Annotated in this window: 13 protein-coding genes; 10 read left to right on the top strand and 3 right to left on the bottom strand. The window is 39.3% G+C overall.

Features of this window, described 5'->3' with window-relative positions:
• Positions 1–3: 3 nt before the first annotated feature.
• The 3 genes from NAT51_RS15360 to NAT51_RS15350 are packed head-to-tail and all read right to left on the bottom strand — an operon-like array spanning position 4 to position 2,303.
• Positions 4–1,407 carry a GspE/PulE family protein gene (locus NAT51_RS15360; RefSeq protein ID WP_250600200.1) on the bottom strand — a complete coding sequence of 468 codons (1,404 nt, stop codon included), beginning with the start codon at positions 1,405–1,407 and terminating at the stop codon, positions 4–6.
• Between the two features lie 3 nt (positions 1,408–1,410).
• Positions 1,411–1,896 carry a general secretion pathway protein gene (locus NAT51_RS15355; protein ID WP_250600198.1) on the bottom strand — a complete coding sequence of 162 codons (486 nt, stop codon included), beginning with the start codon at positions 1,894–1,896 and terminating at the stop codon, positions 1,411–1,413.
• Complete coding sequence (locus tag NAT51_RS15350; protein WP_250600196.1) at positions 1,896–2,303, bottom strand: type IV pilin protein; 408 nt, start codon at positions 2,301–2,303, stop codon at positions 1,896–1,898. Before NAT51_RS15350 ends, NAT51_RS15355 begins: the two co-directional genes overlap by 1 nt.
• A 221-nt stretch (positions 2,304–2,524) precedes the next feature.
• Here NAT51_RS15350 and NAT51_RS15345 point away from each other — a divergent pair, with 221 nt between their 5' ends.
• The 10 genes from NAT51_RS15345 (at position 2,525) to NAT51_RS15300 (ending at position 18,635) form a co-directional block, all read left to right on the top strand.
• Positions 2,525–3,121 carry a hypothetical protein gene (locus NAT51_RS15345; RefSeq protein ID WP_250600194.1) on the top strand — a complete coding sequence of 199 codons (597 nt, stop codon included), beginning with the start codon at positions 2,525–2,527 and terminating at the stop codon, positions 3,119–3,121.
• Between the two features lie 13 nt (positions 3,122–3,134).
• Positions 3,135–8,660: a porin family protein gene (locus NAT51_RS15340; protein WP_250600192.1), complete on the top strand. Its 5,526-nt coding sequence runs from the start codon at positions 3,135–3,137 to the stop codon at positions 8,658–8,660.
• A gap of 22 nt (positions 8,661–8,682) precedes the next feature.
• The gene (locus tag NAT51_RS15335) at positions 8,683–13,194 is read left to right on the top strand and encodes an RHS repeat-associated core domain-containing protein (protein WP_250600190.1); all 4,512 of its coding nucleotides are present in this window, start codon (positions 8,683–8,685) and stop codon (positions 13,192–13,194) included.
• A 2-nt stretch (positions 13,195–13,196) separates the two neighbouring features.
• Positions 13,197–13,742: a hypothetical protein gene (locus tag NAT51_RS15330; protein ID WP_250600188.1), complete on the top strand. Its 546-nt coding sequence runs from the start codon at positions 13,197–13,199 to the stop codon at positions 13,740–13,742.
• A 309-nt stretch (positions 13,743–14,051) separates the two neighbouring features.
• Positions 14,052–14,945 (top strand): RHS repeat-associated core domain-containing protein, encoded by an 894-nt coding sequence (locus tag NAT51_RS15325; protein ID WP_250600186.1) that lies wholly within the window; start codon positions 14,052–14,054, stop codon positions 14,943–14,945.
• Positions 14,946–14,947: 2 nt separating this feature from the next.
• A complete protein-coding gene (locus tag NAT51_RS15320; protein WP_250600184.1) occupies positions 14,948–15,400 on the top strand; it encodes a hypothetical protein in 453 nt (150 codons plus the stop codon).
• A 177-nt stretch (positions 15,401–15,577) separates the two neighbouring features.
• Positions 15,578–16,483 carry an RHS repeat-associated core domain-containing protein gene (locus NAT51_RS15315; RefSeq protein ID WP_250600182.1) on the top strand — a complete coding sequence of 302 codons (906 nt, stop codon included), beginning with the start codon at positions 15,578–15,580 and terminating at the stop codon, positions 16,481–16,483.
• Positions 16,484–16,629: 146 nt separating this feature from the next.
• Complete coding sequence (locus NAT51_RS15310) at positions 16,630–16,950, top strand: hypothetical protein (protein WP_250600180.1); 321 nt, start codon at positions 16,630–16,632, stop codon at positions 16,948–16,950.
• 315 nt (positions 16,951–17,265) lie between these two features.
• Positions 17,266–18,168, top strand: coding sequence for an RHS repeat-associated core domain-containing protein (locus NAT51_RS15305; RefSeq protein WP_250600178.1), 903 nt, complete (start codon positions 17,266–17,268; stop codon positions 18,166–18,168).
• Positions 18,156–18,635, top strand: coding sequence for a hypothetical protein (locus NAT51_RS15300; protein WP_250600176.1), 480 nt, complete (start codon positions 18,156–18,158; stop codon positions 18,633–18,635). The genes NAT51_RS15305 and NAT51_RS15300 overlap by 13 nt, the downstream gene beginning before the upstream one ends.
• The last annotated feature ends 517 nt before the right edge of the window (positions 18,636–19,152 follow it).

The following is a 19,152-nucleotide window of genomic DNA, read 5'->3' as shown; positions in this document are numbered from 1 at the left end:
TAATTAAAGGAGTAATGAAAAAACTTCGTCGATTGAAGTTGTTCCGTCAGTGATGAGTTCCACTGCGTTTTTTTGCAACGTAACCAGATTCTTGTCCTGTACATATTGGTCAATTGAGAACTGATTGTCTTTAATGGCATTGCTGAGGTCTGTAGTGACCGGAAGGATTTCATATATCGCTTTTCGTCCCGAATAACCTGTTTGGTGGCAATGTTCACAGCCCACGGCCTGGTAGTGGTGTGTGAGTGATGCCGGAATTTGGAAACCTTTAGGGAAGATGTCTTTTGACACCTCCGATTTCACCTTGCAGTGGTTGCACAATTGTCTCACCAGACGCTGTGCAATACTCATGTTTAAAGTACCGGCAATTAAAAACGGCGGAATCCCCATATCGATTAATCTTGAGATGGTGGCCCAGGCAGAATTCGTATGGATGGTTGACAAAACCAGGTGACCGGTTAAGGCTGCCCTTATGGCCATGTTTGCCGTGTCAGCGTCACGGATTTCCCCTACCATGATAATGTCCGGATCCTGACGCAAAAAAGTTCTCAGCGTAGCGGCAAAATCAAGACCGATGTTTTCCTTCAGTTGTACCTGTGTAATTCCTTCCAGCGTGTACTCGATGGGGTCTTCGACGGTCAGGATGTTTACATTGGGTTGGTTAAGCGCTTTTAAAGTGGCATATAAGGTTGTCGTTTTACCCGATCCTGTTGGTCCTGAAATCAGGAGAATGCCGTTCGGTTTACGTATGGCTTCGGTATAAAGCGACAGTTCGTTTTCGGTAAACCCTAACGAAGACAGGTTGATGTGATTTGCATCGCGGCTTAAAATTCTCAGTACTACTTTTTCTCCATGGAGCGAAGGCAGTACGGAAACACGGATATCAAAATCCTCATTGGCAGTATTGATGGTGATTCTTCCGTCCTGCGGTAATCTTTTTTCGGCAATATCAAGATGCGCCCTGATTTTGATTTTGTTGATCAGCACCGGATATTCGGCGGAAGGAATCAGGTATTGCTCCTTGAGTTTTCCGTCCAGTCTGAAGCGGATGCGGGCTGATTTTTCGAAAGGTTCAAAGTGGATGTCACTGCTTCCGATTTGTTTGGCTTCCATTAAAATCTTTTCCAGGAAGTCAGTGGAATAATGCATTTCAGATACCGTATCGGTAGTTGTTTTACGGTAGTTTAACGATAGGTTTTTATTGATGGTTTCGGTAGATTCTTCTTCCAGAATAACCTCCAGTCCGAAAATGATTTCAAGCTCCGACTGCAACTGGTCTAAATCAGTTGCATCAGTTTTGAACGTTATTTTGTTCCCTTTTCTGTTAAAAGGTAAAATTCTGTAATGGTATGCCTGGTCTACAGATACAAGCTGCAGCAGTTCAACAGGGATTAAGTTCTCTTTCATTTTTTAAAAGGCATAAATTACAGACAGGTTTGTAAAAAAGCTCAGCAGGTATATGGTGCCAAAGAATAGCGACATATAGCCAGCCAGCGGTATTGTAGTATGTTGTTTTTGTTTTTCTTTCAGTAAAAAATGGATTGCCAGTGAAAAAATCAATGAAAAAACCAAAAGAATTACGAATGAAAAGGGTGCGAAAGCGAATGAAATAAAAATAAAAAACAGTAGGTCACCCATTCCAAATGCTTCCTTTAAGAAATTGACCTTCATTATAAAGTGCGCATACAGGAAAGCAATCAGCAAGAATATGGTGATGAATCCCAGGTTTATAGCGCTGTTTAACAGCGTTATTTCAATTCCGTTTTTTTCAAACTGGAGTGCAAACGCGGCAATTCCGGCCAAAGGATACAAGAACCAATACACATATCTGGATTTGTAATCCTGGAGCAGTATTCCCGTGAAACAAATGAGTATGAAAATCTTAACGAAAAACATTAATCGTTTACGGTTTGCTTCGGATTTCCGTTTTGGTCAATTTCCCAAACATTGAAGGTTCCGTCTCCGTTGAAATCGGTAACCGCCGTTGCGCGAGCCTTGAATCCGGTATTTGAAGCCTGAAGAATCTCGTAGTGGTAATTTGCACTTCCGCTCTCCTTTACTGTTTTTGGGGTTTCAAAATCAAGTTCGGTCAGGCTGGTACTGTATTTGGAATTCATGAAAAAGTATTGCTTTTCGGCATTGAAAATAGCTTTCAACTGTGTTTGTGCCTCGACACTTTTTGCTTTGGTGATTAACGGCATAAGGTTAGGAAGGGCAATCAAAAGAAGTATTCCGATGATAGCCAATACGATAAGCATTTCCTGTAGGTTGAAAGAAGCAACTTTTCTGAATGATTTTTTCATGAGGGTAAATTTGGCTGCAAATATAATTTTTTCTTTTTGATTATTTTTTCACGGTTCTTTAAAAATAAATTGCCCTGTTAATTTTAGAAATTCATTATTTACGACTACTTTTACTACTGATTTTGAAAAATTTACATTAAGAATTTACTGATAAAAATGCGGTTAATCTGTTTGGAAATAGAAAGGTATGCTTTCTGTATTTTGAACGGTAATGATGTTGTATGAAAAAAATAAAGTTTGTTATTTCCCTCTTTTTTATTGTTTTGCTTTTGTTTTCCTGTAAGAATGGTCTTCCTGATAACGGAGAAGATCTGATATCTTATGTTAATGATCCGGACAATGGGTACAGACAGGCTAAAACGGTTAACGGGATACAGGTTGACTTGACTTACCGGCCTGCCGAGTTGATGGTGAGTCAGGAACAAACTCTTTTGAAAAACAATTCACAAGAGGTTAAAGATTCACTTAAGAACAAATACAAGGATTATTACTATTTCCTTCTTACTTATACCAAAGACGGTAATGAAATTCTCAGTACGGTTCCCAGGACAAGAGAAGAATTCAATACCATACAGAATAATTTATCATTCAATATGCATAAACTGGTTTGTCTTACCAACCGGAAAGATACGTTACAGTTTTTAGATTTCAATTCCCCGAGGACTTACGGGATGTCGAAGTCAACTAATGTATTGTTGGTATTCAAAAAAGACCATTCAAAGTCAAAAGGCAATACTTTTAAAGTCAATGTCCAGGATATAGGCGTTGGTACAGGAGATTTGTCATTTACTTACCCTTCAAATTTATTATTAGATTAATACAGTCCCCAATATGATTCAAAGAACAAGATTCTCAAGAGCAATCGCGACCTTCTTTTTGTTGGTTTTTGTCCCGAGTTTATTTCCGGTAAACTTATTATATGCGTCCAATAACGGACCCAATGCACCGGAAGCCAGCGGCTTCGAGTCGGCGAATGCGACCGATATGGTCAATTTAGCTACCGGTGATTTATCGTATGTATTGCCTTTGATGGATGTTGGCGGAATGCCAATCAGTATGTCGTATCACGGCGGTATTCCGTTGGATTTGGAATCCACCTGGACCGGATTGGGATGGAACCTTAATACAGGAGCCATCAACAGGGGGTTGAATGCCACACCGGATGATTGGAGAGGCGGAAGTTCACTTGATTTTATCCGTTATGAAGATGCTGAGACTATTTATAACATTGATGTTGGTATAGGACTGAAAAACGGAGCCGAAGTAGGGGTGGGTGCCTCATGGGGTTCCAATAAATCCCTGACGGGTTCGGTTTTCGCTTCTGTTGGTTTGGGAAATGGAATGGGAGCATCTGCCAGAATTTATACTGACGGAAATTATTCTTTGGGCGTGAATGCCGGAGCCGGAAATGGTCAAACCGGTTTTGGAGGGAGTATGGGTATATCCGGAAATGTTAATGGAGGGGGACTTTCTTATAATGTAGGAGCCGGTTTGCGAACTGGGGGTATGACTATTGGGGTTGGGGCCAGTTTTTCTGAAAACGGTACTCAATACAGTGCCTCATTGGGAGGTGGAAATGATAAAGGACAATCCGGTTCCATGTCTTTATCGACGGGAAGTTTTTCTGTTGGAGACTGGGAAGTGAAGAGCAGTGGTTTTTATATTCCTATCCAGTTGCCCGGGTTTTCAATTGGTTTCGGAAAAACAAAAGTGACTACAAGTTTAACTAAAGCTTACACTAAAAAAGGTTTTGGTGTTTTATATGGTAATGTTGATGCATCTGATTCAGGCAATGATGCAGTTGAACTGAATTCAAGTACAGTAGACGGTGTTTATTCTGATTACCAGGACCGCTACCGTTATATTGATACCTATGATCAGGCGCTTCCGGTTTCTGAAGAAGAATTTATAGGAGATTATGATATGGACAGGGAAAAAATCAATTTTACCTATGCCGGTTATGACTCTTATGACGTCAATGGAGCCGGTATTTCGGGATCGATGGCTCCCAAAATGTTGGATAATGCCACTATTTACGGTTTGGGTTATCATGGCCCGAATCCGGGGTCTTTTGATGGGAAAATGCGGATTTACAATCATAATTCCCTGACTACGACCAAAACATTCGGGAAAAATACCAGCAATGATATTGAGTTTTACTTTAACGGTCAGTTTACCCAGAACCGAAATGTGAATTCACTTACCATAGCCAATAATGGGGGAAACAGTTTAGGGGAAATATTGAGTACACGTCCGGCTTTGAATAATGACCGGATCAAGCAAGGGAACTATGTTGAGGTTTTTACCAACAAGCAAATCAAGAACAATCAGGCTGCAGGTTTACTGTCTCCTTTAAGTCCGACTGCAAACGGTACCAGTCTTGATGCCTTGTTGCGTAATACCCCTGAGTATAAAGACGATGGTATTGGCGGTTATAAAATAACAGCACCTGACGGTAAAGTATACCACTTCTCACAGCCGGTTTATCATTTTGAGATGGTCGAGCGAAAAGTATTGAAAGACAACAATGAAAATAATGTCAGTGAGAAAAGGCAGTATTCGTCATATGCGACCCATTGGTTGCTGACGGCTATTACCGGACCTGACTTCATCGATACGAACAACAATAATATAGCCGATCAGGAAGATTACGGTTACTGGGTGCGCATGGACTACGGAAAGTGGTCAGACGGTTATGTATGGCGCAATCCTACTGATAAAAACCTGAAAGATTATGATTCCAATCTTAAAGAAAAGATTGAGAAAGGGGATTACGGTACCTATCAATTCGGAAGAAAACAATTGTATTATCTGGACAGGGTAGTTTCGGCAACCCAGACTGCTTATTTTGTGAAAGACCTGCGTTTTGATTCTTCCGGATGTGATCTGGAATATAAATTTTCTCCGACAAAGGTATTTTGTGACAGAGGAGAGTCTAACGGGCCAGATCCCGGTAATGTTTATCCACATGAAAACGGTATTGCTTATAAGAAGCAACTCCAAATGGTGCTGGAAAAGATTATTCTGGTGAATAATAAAGAGAGCGTAGTTTCAAAAGGAAATGCAAATGATAATCTGAAACTGAATACGTATGGACTTCCGGATTATGTAAAATCCTACCAACCCGGATTCAGGGGGGATATAGATGTTGAAGATGTATTTGGGCAACCCGGTCTTCTGCCGGCTGGCGGATTTTACAATGAATACGGTAACCCGAATATTATGATCAACAATGAGAGCGGGGTTTATGATGTTAAGGATTTTGAAAATTTTGATTACAATAACGCCGTTAAGGTAATCGACCTTGATTACAACTATAATCTGGCCGTTAAAGATCATACGAATAATTATACTGCACCAACAGCCGGGAAATCAATGGGAAGTCCCGGGGCTGTTTATCATGCCACGAAAAACCCGAATGCAGGTAAGTTATGTTTAAAATCCGTGCGTTTTTTAGGCAGGAATAACTATGATTTTATGCAGCCTTACCAATTTGAATATAAAGGTGAGTATAAAGGAGATCCTAATGATTATATAAAATATCCGGCCAATGCCATTGTGCAGCGGGAAGGTTTGAATTGGCTCAGTACTTTGGTACAGACTGAAACCGACGGAATACCTATTACCGATTTAAGGGCAAAAGACGAATGGGGATTCCATAAGGATATACCAGGTCAGGAAGACAAAGTGTTAGCGGCTGCCTGGACCATGAATAAAATTACAACCCCTACAGGAGGAACCATTGAGTTTGAGCATGAGGAAGACGACTTCCATTCTGAAGCGTTTTCAAGAAAGTTCTGGAGTGAGAATTTGAAATTTAAAGTGACCAATTCAGGAGATAATCTCCAGGTGGAAATTACCGATGAGAGTGGTACAATTGGAGGATTGGGTACTAAATACAAGGATTATTTTGCTATAGGTGACCGTGTTTTCCTTGATTTGTGGCTGTGCCGGAATGAGCGCCACTGGAATGGTCAAGGTACAGATACCGATAAGGGAACCATAGATATCAATAGCGGTAACAAATGTATCATTACGGAAGTGTCGGATACCGGCATAAAATTAACTTGTGACAAACTGCCTGTTCAATATACCGAAATTATTCCGGGCATACCTGTAGAATCAGGCGGTACGTTGTACGGTGATAATAAAAACCTGGTGTTGAATAACTTCTTTAGTAAGACTTCGACAACATCTAATTCCCACCATTCGGAGCCAAGACCGAGAGGTGAATGTCCTGATTTGCCAGGATGTGGTACAGGATGTCCCGACCGTTGGAGTATAAAGTACCGGATGATTGCCAGCAAGACACCAAAAGACAGAACCGGAGGCGGATTGCGCGTGAAATCAATTACGCTGAAAGATGAGGCCAATAACAGTTACAAAACCCGATACTATTATAACGTTCCGGGTTATGGAAGAGAAAAAACAGATGCAAATTATAAGTCATCCGGAATCACATCTTTCAGTCCGGTAAGAGGGCAGAAATTTGTGCCGTATCAAAGTGAGCTTCCGTCTCCCGGGGTAATGTATGAATATGTGACAATGGAAGCGCAGGATGTGAATGGAAAGAGCGACGGTTCGACTCTTTACCGATTTTATACCCTGAAACCCGTTATGGATATTTTTAATCCGAATATCGTGATGAAAGATGATGATGACAAAATGATTTTCAAGGCAACGGTTGTCGATAATGGAGAGATTAATGCCAGTAGGAAATTGAATGCAAAATCTATTAATGTTGAAGTCAATACCTCAGTGATTGGTCAGTTCCGATCAGTTGAAGAGTATAATACTAAAGGGCAATTGATGTCCAGAGTTGAAAAGAAATACCTGAGCGGTACCGAACTGGAAAGCGCGAATATAAACAGAGGAGCCGTGAAGGAATCGTTCCAATCGATGAAATCAGTTTATACTGCGCCGGCCGAATCACCTAACAATTTGACATTGAAAACCAGATTGTTGTCAGTTTCAAGTAAAAAGGAATATGGTAGTGTGTTAGTGAGTACGACCAATACCAATATGCATGGTACCAGTACGGAAACCTACAGTGATACCGATCCGGAAACAGGAATGTTCCTGACTGTAGAAACTACCAATGCAAAAGGGCTGAAACAAAAGGTAACCCGCGTTCCGGCCTATAAAAAGTATGCTGAAATGGGATCAAAAACCGTGAACCCGAATAATAAACACATGCTGACACAAGAGGTGATGAATACCGTTTCGATTGATGGTAAAACGACTGGTGTAGGTATAACGACCTGGAATAAAAACTGGACCTACCGTGATAATTTCGGAGTTGAGGCCACACCTACGGCCAATAACGAGAAAGTCTGGAGGAAACAGAAAGGTTATGTATGGAAAGGAATACGCAACAGCGACGGAACATATGTAAGCAGTTTCAGCGAAGCCATAGCACCGTTTGACTGGATCAATAATGTGCCTTTGTCACCTAGCTGGAAGAAAGTATCGGAAGTTACACGCTATAACCATTATTCATCTCCTATTGAGACTAAAGACATCAACGGGAATTTTGCTTCTACAAAAATGGCAGACAAACAAGATAAAGTAATTGTGTCGGGTAATGCCCGTTATTCGGAAATGTATTATAGCGGTGCCGAATATGTGGAATCAGGGAATATGTTTGAAGGTGAAGTAAAAGGAGCCACTTTGAGAAGTACTGATGTGGCCCACACCGGGAAGTATTCAGTTAAATCAAGTGTGGTTGGTGAAAAAATGTTTGAAGTAAACGGTTCGAGCGGGCCTAAGAATTACTATGCCAACATTAACAATAATTATGCTTATACTTTCAGACCGGGCAAGTACAAGGTATCGTACTGGGTGTTGAAAAACTTCATGACCGAAACCTGCCGTACGACCGGTACCAATAATTACGGAACCATGTTAGTTGTAAACGGTACGGGTATGGCGCCATCTGAAATTGTACATTCAGGCTGCTGGGCACAATTGAATTTTGTTTTTGACATTCCTGAAAATACGGCAAGCAATTCGGTGCATGTTAAAATGACAGGAGGGTCATGCGGTATGGGAGCGGCTTATGTTGATGATTTCAGAATGTCACCATTAACCTCTTCGTTGAATTCATACGTTTATGATCAAAAAACAGATCAATTGATTTGTGTGTTGGGAACCAATAATATGGGGACCATTTATAAGTATGATAATGCCGGAAGATTGATTGCCACTTATACCGAAGATGTTGATACTGACGGTAAAACCTATGAATCAGGCAACGGAGGCTTTAAACTGATTAACCAGAATAAGCAGAATTATAAAGGAATCAGCAATACACAGCAGGCTTTACCTTTTAAAATTGATAATTGCTTTTTCCATTAATACCATTTAAGATAAGAATCTTATGAAACTATATAAATCAATAAACGCATTTAACAAGTTAACAGGTTATCTGTTGTTGTTTTTTGGTTCTTTACCACTGTTTGCCCAAACAGTAGAAGCGGTGCCCGATGTGGGGACTTCCAAAAACTGGGCCAGTTCCATCAGTTATGATTTGAATGGGAACACGATATCTAAAGGTGTGTCCTATTTTAATGTACTGGGAAAAGGAACCCAGCAATTGTCGTGGGATAAGCTAACCAACCGGGTTTGGGCCAGTGAAGTGCGTTACGATTATTTTAACCGCCCTGTTTTACAGACCTTAACCGCTCCGGTCAATGCAAGCGGTGACTTTACCTATCAGTCTAATTTTATCCTATCAGGCGGTACGCCGGTTGGGATACAACAGTATGATGCAGCCGGAACTTTATGGAATCCGCCTGTCATCAGTTCCGATGTAAATTCTTTGGGTTGGTATTACAGCAATTCCAATACCCTTGATGCTTATCAGGATGTTACTTCGTATCCTTATACCAGATCCATTTACAGTGATTTGAGTCCGGGAACTGCAAGAGCAGTTTTGGGCGGTAATAAAATTAACGGGAATTGGCTTCAGACCTACAGTTTTAGTATGACCATGGAATTACCGGTGACTTCTTCGGAGCCTTTTTATGCCGCACTGAAGAACAGCAAGGTCATTAAAACCGTTTCGCGTGACGTACATGGTGTAGAAAGCGTTGTGTATGTGGATACTGACGGAAAGATGTTAGGAGCAGCCAGAAGTGGAGAAGGAAGTGCCCGTAATGTGTATTCAGACATACTGGACAAATCGTATGTGGATATCCATATTCCCCAAGGGTGTGGGGGCACAGTGGTTTTTGCCAATCTGACCACCAGCCACCAAATCCGGGTGTATGACCTGATTACCGAAACCGATATCACTTCGACACTTTCCGGGAGTGCCATATCAAGTTCCAATAGCAGTATTACGTTTCAGCCCGGTTTTTACAGGATTGAAGAGGTAAATAAATACTATTACAACAATTTAAAAGCAACAAGTGTTCCTTCGCCAGTGCGGATTACTTACAAGGTGAATTATTATGATTTGTCTAAAAGCGAATACGACTTTCAGGGGCGTTTGGTGAAAAGTACCCAGCCTTTAAATGTGCTGACTTCAAATGAGCTGTCCAGTACTTTCGAATACGATTATCTGGGACAGGTTTTGAAAACGACCAGTCCGGATGAAGGGACGGGACGGATGAAATACCGCAATGACGGACAGATCCGTTTTTCACAAAACGACGAACAGGTAAAAAAGGGCAGTTTCTCTTATACGAATTATGATGAGTTGGGACGTCCTGTAGAAAGTGGTGTTTATACGGGTAACGAAATTGTTTTCAGTGCGCCCGGCGTAAGCGATGAGGGTTGTCCGGACGATTTGAGTTATAACGGACCGCCTTTGGTGGACTGTATTATTGATTTGACGGATGGCTTGCCTTCAACCGGAAGAACAGAACAGAATTTTATAGGATATGACCTCCCTGATCCTGATTTGGCAGCCAAACTCAATGCCAGCGGGCTTTCAGGAACGGTATTCAAGCAGAATTTCGTTGCCGGAGCAGTTTCGTATTCCTATACCCAAAATCCGTATACTACAAAAACCTGGTACAGTTATGACATATTTGGCAGGGTAGAATGGGTGTTGCAGGAAATACCGGGAATTACCGGATTGAAAAGTATCCAGTACCAATATGACCCGGCCAACGGAAATGTGGTGAAAGTGTTGTACCAGAAGTACAATGCAAGCGAAACCTTTGTGCATAAGTATGATTATAATGCGATTGGTCAGTTAACGGATGTTTCGACTTCGGTAAACGATACTAACTTTACTAAGCAAGCCCATTATATTTACAATGAATCCGGCGCTTTGAAACGTACCGAGTTAGCGGAAAGCTTGCAGGGTATTGATTATGTGTACAACCTTAGCGGTCAGTTAAAAGCGATTAATCATCCGTCTCTTTCTGCAACGAATGATCCCGGGAATGACGGTGCGAACGGTTTTGCTGCCGATGTGTTCGGTATTGCACTGGATTATTATAACGGAGATTATACCCGTAACAACCTGCCGAAACCTTTGGCAACCACAACGGCACAAGGAACGGATCAATACAACGGAAATATCAAATCGACCCGTTGGAACACACAGGTTGGTTCAGCTAGCCATAAGGCCTATACGTACCAGTATAATAAAAACAATTGGCTGAGCCAGGCTACTTTTGGTTTGGCTACCACTGCCGGTGTATTCACGGCAAATGCCAATAATGATTATCAGGAAGGTAATCTTACGTATGACGCCAACGGGAATATCAAGGCCATGAAACGTACCGGTTACACTGACGGTAACGGAACCAACAGCATGGATAACTTTACGTATGTGTATGATGCAGCCAAGCCGAACCAGCTGAAGTATGTAAAAGATATTGCCGATAATGCGGTGACAACGCGTTACAGTGATTTGAAAAATCAGGAGAAAGATTTACAATATAGCGGTTCGTACACTGAAAAAGTGTCCAATTATGTCTACAATGATTTAGGGCAATTGATTTACAACGTTCAGGATAAAGTAGGTTATAAATACAATGCATCCGGGTTAGTGACTGAAATCAAGACGCATTCGTCAAGCAATACAGGTGATTTTGTCAGTTTGTATTCCCAGAACTACAGTAGTGCAACCACTGCCGATGAAGCCGGAAAATGGACGTTGGGGACACCTCAGGTGACTTATCCCTTTACCAGGACGGGAGAGCAGGACATGTTTTGTTTTGACTCGGTTTACCCGCACGGGAACGGTCTTCAGTTGTTAGGGACGCAAACCGCCAGTACAAAGCTGCGGGTACTGCCGAATACCTATACCAAAATTGACCTGGATGTCATAGTGGATAAAAATTTGTATTATACCGGTAACCCTACTGTAGGGCCGGATGGGGAAGAAACGTATCCCACGTCCAGTGTGGATATTAAGCCGGTGGTCACGGTACGCTTGAAAAAACAGGACGGGACATTGATCAATTCTTCGGTAATCAATAATGCCACAGCCGAGTACTGCACACGCTTGTTTGACCAGCATGTGTCGTTTGCCTATACACCGGCGAATGAGGAATATGTTACTTTGGAAATCCAGACCCAAAAAACCTACAGTGGCAGTGCTTCATACAAGCAACGGATCTTTGTAGACAATCTGAGTACCCAGATTGCACAAGTGTCAAAAGTAGCTTTTGTTTACAATGACCGCGGACAGCGTGTGAAAAAAGAAAGCTATTTAACCGGCGGTAATATCAATGCGACCTATTATGTGCGCGATGTATCGGGCAGTGTAATGGCGGTACACAATGTATTGACCACTTCCGGTGGCAGTACGCCGCAATTGGTTGAAAATACGGTTTACGGTGGCACAGGGCGAATAGGAGTCTTCAAGCGTGATGCCAGTCCGGAAAAAGGATTTACCCTGTATGAGATGACAGACCACTTGGGGAATGTGCGGGCTATCATTAGGAAAGTTGGCACCGCTTTAGTATCTTTAACCGGTAAGAGTGACTATTATCCGTTTGGGATGCCGTTGCCTAACCAGCAAATCACTGATGCCAATTACCGTTATGCTTTTCAGGGCCAGGAGAAAGACCCGGAGACCGGTATGGAAGCCTTCGAGTTGCGGCTTTGGGATGGACGATTGGGAAGATGGCTGACGGTGGATCCTATGGGGCAGTATTTTTCTCCTTATCTGGGAATGGGGAATAACCCGATTAGTAGGGTAGATCCGGATGGGGGAATGGATGGAGATCCGCCTTTGTTTACCACGGCTGCGCAGACTTCTTATCAGCCCGTTCGGGAGTATGGGCCGCAATTAGATGTTGGCATGAGTTATTCATTGCCTGATGTAGCTGTCGCGGGTTCTAGGTATTCATATAGTTCAATTGCGATTGGAGGTGCTGTTGCAATGGATGCTCAAATGATGATGAACTTGACCTTGACAAGAGGAATGCAAATTGAAGCGTTTCTCGCAGCTGATGATGTTAGTGGTATTGGTGCTTGGAATGATTTTTTAATTCCTGTTGTAGGAGTTGGTACTATTGGGACAATGATGTATTATGGGTCTAAAATACCTGATGTAGATAATAGGCCTACGTTTTCCGAGGCTAGAGCTTCAGGAAATTTAAGTTGTATAGCAGGAGTAAATACATACAAACCAGAATATAAGCCTACTCAGTATGATATTGAAGCAGTATTTGCGAATAAAGCTTCAGTTGATGAATTAATTCATAGAATGAGTAAAGGAGGAAGGCGGAATGTTTGGCCTGATGGCCAATATGATAAACCAAATCCGTCTGATATTGATTGGTCTTCAGGTGGGGATGGTGATTTGGCGGATGAAGTTACTGGTCCCAACCCTCCTGGAGGAAAAGGGCCTGGGAGTCCTTGGAATCAAATAAAAAAATGGTTTAAAAATAAAAGAGCGGAGTTTAATGGTAAAAAAAGATAATAATGGATTCAGTTTCTGATAAATTCGGTAAGTACTTATTTGAAATAATCTTAGATAATAGAGCATATTTATTTGTTTGGGGGATTGATCTAAGTTCTGATAATGAGTATATTCTGAGAAATAATGAAAATAAAATAATTCTTTTTTTGAATTTCTTAGAATTAAAAAAATTTATATGTGATAATGTTTTTTTTGATGAATTAGTTGAATGGGTTAATAATGTTGAGGATAATGAAAATGATAAAGTATTGTTAGACTTCGAAAATGAATTAAATAGTCTAAAAGTCTTAGATGATAGATTTCTTGAATTATGGAAAGATATATCTCTTTTTATTGAACTTTATGATGATTTAATTTATTTAAATAATGACGAAGATAAGCTGGTTTTAAATAAAGATGTCGAAAGATTTAAAGAACAATACAGAGATAATTTTATATGGAGGAATGAGATAAAGAAGGAGTTTATAATTGAAACAAACTTTATTAAAGGATTAAATGAAATGTCAGGCTATATTAAAAGTAGTATTGCTATTTTTATGAATGATTAGGAGGGAGATGAACACCAAAGAGACATAACAAGTGCATTGAATAACGCTTTTGAAAAATAAATAAAATAATCCCGGTCATTTGCCGGGATTATTTGTTAAAAAAGTATTTTTGTTTTGCGTTCTTTCGGGATGCCGTTGCCCAACCAGCAAATCACGGATGCCAATTAGCGATATGCGTTCCAGGGCCAGGAAATACGAAGTATTCACTGAACTCCTATTGAAAATATAAAACAGTGAGGTAAAAAGACCCGGAATTGCGGAGCACTCACCGAACACGTATGTAAATAAGAGCCTGTGAGGTAAACCGGTATGGAAGCCTTCGAGTTACGTTTATGGGATGGCCGATTGGGAAGATGGCTGACGGTGGACCCAATGGGGCAGTATTTCTCGCCTTATTTAGGAATGGGTAATAACCCGATTAGTAGGATTGACCCGGATGGAGGAATGGATGGAGATGCAGGAGATTGTAACGGATGCCCTCCAGGTTGGTCAATTACTGGTCAGATCCCTGGAGATTCTGGTCTTTATGGGCCAGTTGAAAAAATGACTTTTTTAGATGATGTTGTCATAAATGTAGTTGTTCCAAAAGCACAGAATGCTCTTGAACATTTTGGAGCTTTCAGCGTAGGTTTGGTTAGTGCTTTTGGGTCTAATTTGGCATTAGGGGCGAATAGAATGAGTCCAGATGAGTGGAATTGGAATAACTCTAGGACTACTTTTAGGGTTGGTCAGCTTTTTGGTGATGTTGCTAGTATTTTTGCTGGAGCATTTGAAGGAGCACTTGGTAATGGTTTGATGAAAGGTTCGATAGTGTTTGCTCCTGAAACAGCAGGAATTTCTTTGGCAGCTGTCCCGTTTGGAGCTGGAATGGTTGCTCATGGTGGTGCGGTGTCTGGTGTTGCAGTAGGGCATGTGGTAGATGATATATCAGGGTTGTATGATAGTTTTTCTAAGGGTACTCATAGTGGAGGAGATTTGCCTTCAATTGATAGAACAGGGAAAGTTCATGGAGAACTAATTAGTCCAAAGGACTTTCATAAGTATTCGAAAGAAGAATTAGAAGTTTTGTTAAATCAATTAAAAGCAAGTGTTCAAAAAAGAATTAAGGTTACAACAAAACTTGGTAGAGATAGAGCTCATGGGCAAAGGCAAGGTGCTGAACATGACTTAATAAAATCATTGGAAAAATATCTTAGTAAATAGAAATGAAATCAATTAACGAACTTATAGAATTGCTTCTTTGTGAATTTGAAAACTGTAATCTTGAATATAATACTTATGAAATATTTTATAATGAGTTTTTGGAAGATATTCCAGTGATAATTTCATATATAATAGAAAATATTTTGATTGATTTTTTAATTTGGGGTAATGATGAGTGGGTAGATGATTCTTTAATTACTCAATGCTCTTTAAATGAAGATAAAATTATTATATCAGGTTTTTTAATTTTTGGAAAGAGTAAGATTAATAATCAGTGGGTTGAACCTTTTTATGCTGAAATTTTTATTAAGAATAAAGATGAAAATGAATATGAAATTCACTTGAATATTGCAGATGTAGAGAAAAACAGTTTAACTTATAGTGATTTTAAGAAAAAGAATAATTATTCTTTAAGTTCAATTAAATGGAAGCATAAACTAATTAAAAGTATTTAATTTGTAGAAGGACGACGAACATCGAAGAGACATAATAAGTACATTGAATAAGGAGACGAACACCAAAGAGACATAACAAGTACATCGAATAATGCTTTTGAAAAATAAACAAAACAATCCCGGTCATTAGTCGGGATTATTTGTTAAAATACTATTTTTACTTTACGTTATTTCGGAATGCCGTTGCCCAACCAGCAAATCACGGATGCCAATTACCGTTATGCTTTTCAGGGCCAGGAGAAAGACCCGGAGACCGGAATGGAAGCCTTCGAGTTACGCTTGTGGGACGGACGTTTGGGAAGATGGCTGACGATTGATCCTTATGGACAGTATTTCTCGCCTTATTTAGGTATGGGTAATAACCCGATTAGTAGGATTGACCCTGATGGGGGGATGGATGAACCGCCTAATGATTATTTTTATGACTCCAAAACAGGAAATACTACTGAAGTTTTAACGAATGATAATTTTGATAGAGTTTTTATTGATGGTGAATTATCAGGTAAATTTTCTAAAGAATTTAATATTAATAATCTATTTAATATAAATAGGGTCATTGATAGGTATAAGTTGAAATCAAATGCGGAGATTCCATATGTTAATTTAGATGATAAAATTGTAGGGCTTTTCGATTCTTCTTTTAAAAAGAAACTGGATGGTAGTCTAACGGGCGTTGAAGTTTTTGCAGGTTTCGTAGATCTAAGTAATAATTTTAAGAATTATAGTTGGTTTCAAACAGTAAGTTCTTCTAATTCTTCTGGATCAAATTCTAGAAATTTCAAAGATAAAATTGATGGGCCTGAAGATTTTTTTCCAGATTATCCTAAAATTGAAATAACTGGCTATTCAATTGGTTATTATGATTTTCCAAATACAACAAATCATAATAATTCGGAAATTCACTGGTATGGACAACTTTCATTAACCGCAATTCATAAGGCGTCAGGTGTAAGAAAAAGTATTTTTACATTTGGATATGGTTATGATATTGTTAATAATGTATTTGAATTTTATAAAGTTGGATTTATAAAACCTTCTAAAGAACATATTGGATTAATAAATTTACATGTATTGAAGAAATGATAAAGAGAATAATTTTTATTTTAACATTGGTTTTTACTTATAGTTGTAATTATAAATGTTTGTATCTACCCCAAAATCCTGATAAAAATAACATAAGAGAATATAATATTTGTAATTTATCGATAGTTTCAGATAGTACCAGAATTATGGAAATTATTAATAATAAGAATCCAATTTTTGATAGTATTAACGATTTTGAATCTAAAATATTTTCGTCAACTAAAGTTATAAATAAAGAATATTTATCGGATTTTATGCAGATTATTCAGAAATATAGAGTTAAAAAGAATAGTGGAAAATCAATTCTGATAATCGGTTTTACTAAGAATGGCTTCAAAACAAAATATTATTTTAATATTAAACCAGAATTAGAAAAAGAAATCGAAATATTAAATATTAAATACAAAATAAATAAAGATCAAATAAATGCTTTTAAATGTTTTTTTAGAAATGTTAAATCAGAATAACTTTCAGTAGGAGACGAACACCAAAGAGACATAGCAAGTACATTGAATAACGCTTTTGAAAAATAAACAAAATAATCCCGGCCACCAGCCGGGATTATTATTTAAAGAGGTATTTTTACTTTACGTTCTTTCGGGATGCCGTTGCCCAACCAGTAAATCACCGATTCTAACTACCGTTACGCTTTCCAGGGACAGGAAATGCGTAGCATTCACCGAACTCCTATTGAAAATATAAAACAGTGAGGTAGAAAGACCCGGAATTGCGGAGCACTCACCGAACACTTATGCAAATAAGAGCCTGTGAGGTAAACCGGAATGGAAGCCTTCGAGTTACGCTTGTGGGATGGACGATTGGGAAGATGGCTGACAGTGGATCCTTATGGGCAGTATTTTTCACCTTATTTAGGGATGGGGAATAACCCGATTAGTAGAATTGACCCGGATGGAGGAGCTGATGGTGATCCGCCATTGTTTACTACGGCTGCAGCTGGGTATAAGCCTGTTAGGGAGTATGGGCCGCAGTTAGATGTTGCAATGAGCTATTCATTGCCTAATATTGATCTTTCAGGGGTTAGGTGTTTGAATAGTTCTAAGGCAGATATACATATGCCGACACAGCATAATAGTTTTGGGTTTAATTGGACGTATCTATCAGAAAGCGATGCAATAGGCGATCAATTTATAAATTCTGTAGGGAATAATATTTATATGGCTGTTCAGTTTTTTCAAGGCAAAGGAGGGACTGGAGATGATGCATTTAGGAATTTGGATGGTTCTACAATGTCAATGGATGATAAAGTCATGAATGTGACTTCTTATTCACTTGGTCTTCTTTCTTCTGAAGCTAATGCTGCTAAAGCTCTTGCACAAGCTGAAAAAGAGGTTGCTAATGAGTTTATTGGCCCTGGATTGAAAATAAATGATAATAAATTAAAACAACATGCAGTGCAATGGGGTTTGGCTAAGAAAGGAGATGCGTTGACGACTGAGCAGTTAGTTTGGATGAGAAAAATAGCTGAACGTATTTATAGAAATCCAATAGAAATCCGCCAAGGTACTTGGATGAAACCAGGAGCAGGAGGATTTGAAAATGCTGTGTTCTATTATAATGGAACACATATTGTGGTAACACAATCTGATGGGACAATGATTACAATTCTTAGGAGAGCCGGCGGAAATAAACATTTTAATAATGCAAGATCACTATGGTTGAAATAAATAAAATAAATGGGGCTAAAATAATTAGTATAATAAAAATTGCTTTAGAGAATATTCTTTTAGAGCTTTATTTTAACGTTGAGTGCTTAAATGAAAAATTTTCATTTAAATTAGGCATAGGTGATGACGGAGAAACAGTATTATTCAGCTTAAATACAAGGTTGATTGCTTTAGAAGAGATTGTATATGAGGCTTATTTAACAACAGAAATTGAAAAGGATAAGGATGAATTATCATGTTTATTAGGCAATGAAATTTTGAATATTCAATTTGGAGTAGGTGAAACACTTGATACTCATAAGAAGGTGATCTATTATATTAAAATAGATACCGGCGAAAATGAATTTTTGTTCTTTAATAATGGAAATGATGGAGCATACTCGTTTGATAAGATAGAAGCAATTTTAGAGGATGATATTTATGGGTATGAATGGCTTTCTAAACCTCCAATTGACCTGTTGGAGTAGTTCTTTAAAGAGGGAGACGAACATCAAAGAGACATAATAAGTACATGGCGACGAGTGTCAAAATGATACTGCATAAGTTGCCTGATGATAGCTTCTAAATAAATCCCAGCAACGGAGATGAACCCCAAAGAAACATAACAAGTACATTGAATAACGCTTTTGAAAAATAAACAAAATAATCCCGGCCACCAGCCGGGATTATTATTTAAAGAGGTATTTTTACTTTACGTTCTTTCGGGATGCCGTTGCCCAACCAGTAAATCACCGATTCTAACTACCGTTACGCTTTCCAGGGACAGGAAATGCGTAGCATTCACCGAACTCCTATTGAAAATATAAAACAGTGAGGTAGAAAGACCCGGAATTGCGGAGCACTCACCGAACACTTATGCAAATAAGAGCCTGTGAGGTAAACCGGAATGGAAGCCTTCGAGTTACGCTTGTGGGATGGACGATTGGGAAGATGGCTGACAGTGGATCCTTATGGGCAGTATTTTTCACCTTATTTAGGGATGGG

The organism is Flavobacterium amniphilum, from assembly GCF_023634845.1.
Taxonomy (GTDB): domain Bacteria; phylum Bacteroidota; class Bacteroidia; order Flavobacteriales; family Flavobacteriaceae; genus Flavobacterium; species Flavobacterium amniphilum.
Note: the sequence above shows the minus strand (reverse complement) of the source record. Positions and strands in the feature narration are given on the sequence as shown.